At 74.3% G+C, this 5290-nt stretch carries 5 protein-coding genes and 1 pseudogene; all 6 read right to left on the bottom strand.

From position 1 onward, the window contains the following. Positions 1–48 precede the first annotated feature (48 nt). Positions 49–1488, bottom strand: coding sequence for an aldehyde dehydrogenase (NADP(+)) (locus DZF91_RS02255; RefSeq protein ID WP_235834020.1), 1440 nt, complete (start codon positions 1486–1488; stop codon positions 49–51). After that, positions 1485–2969, bottom strand: coding sequence for an amino acid permease (locus DZF91_RS02250; protein ID WP_235834019.1), 1485 nt, complete (start codon positions 2967–2969; stop codon positions 1485–1487). The genes DZF91_RS02255 and DZF91_RS02250 overlap by 4 nt, the downstream gene beginning before the upstream one ends. 112 nt (positions 2970–3081) lie before the next feature. Next, a complete protein-coding gene (locus tag DZF91_RS02245; RefSeq protein WP_117355852.1) occupies positions 3082–4083 on the bottom strand; it encodes a proline racemase family protein in 1002 nt (333 codons plus the stop codon). Continuing rightward, positions 4083–4883 (bottom strand): dihydrodipicolinate synthase family protein, encoded by an 801-nt coding sequence (locus DZF91_RS02240; protein ID WP_235834021.1) that lies wholly within the window; start codon positions 4881–4883, stop codon positions 4083–4085. Before DZF91_RS02240 ends, DZF91_RS02245 begins: the two co-directional genes overlap by 1 nt. Further along, entirely contained in the window at positions 4820–5071 is a 252-nt protein-coding gene (locus DZF91_RS41680; protein WP_235834018.1) for a hypothetical protein, read from the bottom strand. Before DZF91_RS41680 ends, DZF91_RS02240 begins: the two co-directional genes overlap by 64 nt. Further along, positions 5061–5290 (bottom strand): annotated as a pseudogene (locus DZF91_RS02235) (hypothetical protein); the annotation flags it as partial. The gene DZF91_RS41680 and the pseudogene DZF91_RS02235, both read right to left, overlap by 11 nt.

The raw sequence follows: 5290 nt of genomic DNA, 5'->3' as shown, positions 1-5290 counted from the left end.
TCCCGGACCTGGTCCGGGACGGCCGCCGCCTCCGCGTGGGTCGTCCGGTCAGCCGATGCTCTGCGGGACGTTCCAGGGGTTGTCGTCGCGCAGCGGCGGGGGCAGCAGCTCCTGCGGGCAGTTCTGGTACGCGACCGGGCGCAGGAAGCGCTCGATCGCGGCCGTCCCGACCGAGGTCGTCGCCGGGCCGACGGTCGCGGGGAACGGGCCGCCGTGCTGCATCGCGGCCGTGACCGACACCCCGGTCGGCCACTGGTTCCACAGCAGCCGCCCGGCGCGGTCAGCGAGGGCCGCGGCCAGCGCGCCCAGCTCCCCCGCCTCCTCGGCCTCGGCGTGCAGGGACGCGGTGAGCTGGCCGGGGAGCGCGGCGAGGGCGTCCGCGACGTCCTCGATCCGCTCGTACAGGACGGCCAGCCCGAGCGGCCCGAAGCACTCCTCGGACGCGGCGGGAAGGTCGGCGGTGAACGCGGCCAGGTCCATGGCGAGCAGGCGCGGGGCGGTCGGGTCGTCCGGCCACACCAGGGTCCGCACGCCCGGACGGCCCGCCAGGGCGCGCGAGGCGTCCGCGAAGCCGTCCGCGATCCGGTCGTTCAGCATCGGCGCCGCGGACGCCTCGCCGACGCGGCGGGCGACGGCGTCCAGCAGGCCGCCGTCCGCCGGGAGGAACAGCAGGCCGGGGTTGGTGCAGAACTGGCCCGCGCCCTGGGTGACCGACCCGGTGTAGCCGTCGGCGATCTCGTCCGGGCGCGCCTTGGCGGCGGCGGGTGTGACGATCACGGGGTTGACGCTGCCGAGCTCGCCGTAGAACGGGATCGGCACGGGCCGCTCGGCGGCGATGCGGGCGAGCGCGAGGCCGCCGCGCTGCGAGCCGGTGAACGCGGCGGCGGCGAGCTCGGGGTGGCGGAGCGCCTCGACGCCGGCCTCCTCGCCCTCGACCAGCGCGAACACGCCGTCCGGCGCGCCCGCGTCGTGCAGCGCCGCGGTGATGACCTCGGCGGTGCGGCGGGACAGCCGGGGGTGCCCGGGGTGCGCCTTCACCACGACGGGGCAGCCCGCCGCCCACGCCGAGGCGGTGTCGCCGCCCGCGACGCTGAACGCGAACGGGAAGTTGCTCGCCGCGAACACCAGCACCGGGCCGAGCGCCGCGCGGTAGCGGCGCAGGTCGGGACGGGGGCCGGTGGGCCAGTCGGGGTCGGGGCGGTCGATCCGGACGTCCAGGTACCGGCCGTCGTCCACCTGCTCGGCGAACAGCTTGAGCTGGAAGGTGGTCCGGGTCAGCTCGCCGTTCAGCCGCGCCGGGCCGAGGTGCGACTCGGCGTCGGCGAGCTCGACGAGCTCGGCGCGGTGCGCCTCCAGCGCGCCCGCGACCGCGACCAGCGCCGACGAGCGGCTGCGGGGGGCGGCGGACCACTCCGGCGCGGCCTCGGCCGCCGCCGTGACCACGGCGTCGACGGTTCCGGCCACGGAGCCGGCAGCGGTGTCGCTCACGGGGTTCTCCCTTCGGGGTTGGAGTCCGGGACGGCGTCCCCGGCGGAGCGGTTCTCCGCGGAGTGCCGGTACCCGTAGAAGACGTACACGACCAGGCCGATGAGCATCCACACGGCGAACCGGACCCAGGTGACCCAGTCGAGGTTGGCGATCAGCCAGATCGCGAAGGCGATGCCGACCAGGGGGACGAGCGGGACCAGCGGCGTCCGGAACGAGCGCGGCAGGTCCGGGCGGGTGCGGCGGAGCACCACGACCGCCGCCGACACCACGATGAACGCCATCAGGATGCCGATGTTGGTGAGGTCGGCGGCCTCGCGGATCGGCAGCAGCCCGGCGATGACCGCCGAGCCGGCGCCGACCAGCCAGATCACCCGGGTCGGGACGGCGCGGGTGGCGTGGTTGCGGGCGAACCAGGCGGGCAGCAGGCCGTCCCGGCTCATCGAGAACCAGACGCGGGTGACCGCCAGCATGTTCGCCAGCGCGGACGTGGTGATGCCGACGACCGCGCCGATCGCGACGACGGTGCCGAGCCAGGCGAACCCGACCGACGCGAGCGCGCTGGAGAACGGGCTCTTGGTGTCGATCTCGGTGTACTTCACCATGCCGAGCAGCACCAGGCAGACCGCGACGTAGATGACGGCCGCGATGACCAGCGAGATCACGATCGCCCGCGGCAGCACCCTCTTGGCCTCGGCGCTCTCCTCGGCGGCGGCGCTCATCGCGTCGTAGCCGTAGACGGCGAAGAACGTCGTGGCCGCGCCGGAGATCGCGCCGCCGATGCCGAACGGCAGGAACGGCGTGTAGTTGCCGCCGGAGATGTGGAACGCTCCGACGACGATGACCAGCGCGACGATGGCGAGCTTCACCACGACCAGGATCGTCTCGAAGCGCGCCGACTCCTTGGTGCCGCGCGACAGCACGAACGCCAGGAGCAGGCACAGCGCCGCGGCGAACAGGTCCACCTTGTGGCCGGAGCCGGTGCCGGGCGCGCCGAGCATCCACTCCGGCAGGTCCAGGCCCATCTGCCCGAACAGGTACGACAGGTAGCCGGAGATCGCGATGGCGACGACCGCGACGATCGCGGTGTACTCCAGCAGCAGGTCCCAGCCGATCGCCCAGCCGACGAGTTCGCCGAGCGCCGCGTAGGAGTAGGTGTAGGCCGATCCCGCCTTCGGGATCATCCCGGCGAACTCGGCGTAGCACAGCGCGGCGGCGGCGCTGGCGACGATCGCGATGAGGAACGAGATCATGACACCGGGGCCGGCGTCCTCGTGCGCGACGACGCCCGCGAGCGAGAACACGCCGGCGCCGACGAGGCCGCCGAGGCTGAGCGCGACCAGCTGCCACAGGCCCATGGTCCGGCGCAGCCCGCCGGCCTGCTCCTCTTCGGACGTGTCGACCGGCTTCAGCCGGAACACTCCGGACCGCGACAGCATCCTCGGCCGCGGGTCGAGCCCTGTTTCGGGCATGAGTCGGGACATGCGGGGCACCTCCGGGGAGGTCGAGGGGGTGGGGAGGGGTGGAGAGCGTCGCGAGGCCGGCCGGGCGGCGGGGTGCGCCGCCCGGCGGTTCAGGGCCTCGGGCGAGGGCGCGTCAGAGGACGAAGCCCTCGGGGAAGGGGTCGCCCGGGTCGAGCGTGTAGGTGGCGGTCCCGGTGATCCAGGCCCGTCCGGAGAACTCCGGGACGACGGCGGGCAGCCCGCCGACCTCGGTCGTGCCGACGACGCGGCCGGTGAAGCTCGTCCCGATGAACGACTCGTTGACGAAGTCGGTGCCTGCGGCGAGCTCGCCGCGCGCGTGCAGTTGCGCCATGCGCGCGCTGGTCCCGGTGCCGCAGGGCGACCGGTCGAACCATCCGGGGTGGATCGCCATCGCGTTCCGGCTGCGCTCGGCGGTCGAGCCGGGCGCGAGGAACTGGACGTGCTTGCAGCCGCCGATCAGCGCGTCCTCGGGGTGGACGGGCCGGTTCTGCTCGTTGATCGCGGCCATGATCGCGAGGCCGGCCTTGAGGATGTCGTCCTTGCGCGACCGCTCGAACGGCAGGCCGACCGCCTCCAGGTCGAGGATGGCGTAGAAGTTGCCCCCGTACGCCATGTCGTAGGTGACCGTCCCGTAGCCGGGCACGTCCACCTTCGCGTCGAGTTCGAGCGCGAAGGCGGGGACGTTGCGCAGGGTGACCCGCTCGGCGCGGCCGTCCCTGACCGCCACGCGCGCCTCGACCAGCCCGGCCGGGACGTCCAGCCGGACGACGGTCTCGGGTTCGGTGACCTCGACCATGCCGGTCTCGACCAGCACGGTCGCGACGCCGATCGTGCCGTGCCCGCACATCGGCAGGAACCCGCTCGCCTCGACGTAGACCACGCCCCAGTCGGCGTCGTCGCGCAGCGGCGGCTGCAGCAGCGCCCCGCTCATCGCGGCGTGCCCGCGCGGCTCGTTCATCAGGAAGCCGCGCAGCCCGTCCAGGTGCTCGATCGCGTGCCGACGGCGCTCCGCCATGGTCGCGCCGGGGATCGGCGCGACGCCTCCGGTGACGACGCGGGTCGGCATCCCCTCGGTGTGGGAGTCGACCGCGCTGATCGCGCGGGCCGCGCGCATCAGGCGGCCTTGCGCTGCTCGAGGGCGGCGATGGCGCGTTCCATGTCCGCGGTGACCCCGGCGCGGTGCTCGGGGCTGAGCGGGCCGCGCGGCGGACGGCACGGGCCGCCGTACCGGCCGACCATCTCCATGCCGAGCTTGATGGCCTGGACGAACTCGGTGCGCGAGTCCCAGCGGAACGCGGCGACCAGCGGCTCGTACAGCGCCCGCGCCTCCTCCAGCTTGCCGGCGGTGGCGAGCTCGAACAGCTCGGCGGACTCGGCCGGGAACACGTTCGGGAAGCCCGCGAACCAGCCGGTCGCGCCCATCAGCAGCGCCTCGAGGGTGACGTCGTCGGCGCCGGCGACGACCTCCAGGCCCGGGGCCTTCTCCTTGATCTCCAGGATGCGGCGGACGTCGCCGGAGAACTCCTTGACCGCGACGATGCCGTCGATCTGCGCGATCTCGGCGAGCAGGTCGGGGGTGAGGTCGACCTTGGTGTCGATCGGGTTGTTGTAGGCCATCACCGGCAGCCCGGCGGACGCGACGGCCTCGTAGTGCGCGATGATCTCGCCGCGGTTGGCGCGGTACATGGTCGGCGGCAGGCACAGCACACCGTCCGCGCCGTCCTCGGCGGCCAGCTCGGCCCAGTGCTTCGCCTGGTGCGCGCCGGGGCCGTGGACGCCGACGACGACCACGCCGTCCTTGCCGACGGCCTCGATCGCGGTCCGGGCGGCGCGGCGGCGCTCCTCGTCGGTCAGCGAGGAGTACTCGCCGAGCGAGCCGTTCGGGCCGACGCCGCGGCAGCCGTTGTCGACCAGCCAGCGGCAGTGCTCGGCGAACCGGTCGTAGTCGACGGCCAGCCCGGCGGGCGCGGCCAGCGGCAGTGCTCGGCGAACCGGTCGTAGTCGACGGCCAGCCCGGCGGGCGCGGCCGGGTCGTCGCGGTACGGCAGGGCGGTCGCGACGATGACGCCGCCGAGGCTCTCGTACTTCTTCTCACCGCTCACGGGTGCTGTTCTCCTTCTTCTCGGGGGGCCCTGCGGGGGGCGCGGCCAGTTCGCCGAGCCGGACCGGCTGGGCGACCGGACGGCGGTGGTGGCTCGCGGACGCCAGGCCGGGCACGTCCCGGTCGGGGCGCCGACCGCACAGGTCGGCGACCGCGGGGCCGCAGATCCGGGCCTGGCAGGGGCCGAGCCCGGCACGGGTGCCGAGCTTCACGGCGCGCG

Source organism: Actinomadura logoneensis, from assembly GCF_003428695.1.
GTDB classification, from domain to species: Bacteria; Actinomycetota; Actinomycetes; order Streptosporangiales; family Streptosporangiaceae; genus Spirillospora; species Spirillospora logoneensis.
The sequence above is the reverse complement of the archived record's forward strand: the minus strand, read 5'-3'. Positions and strand labels throughout refer to the sequence as shown.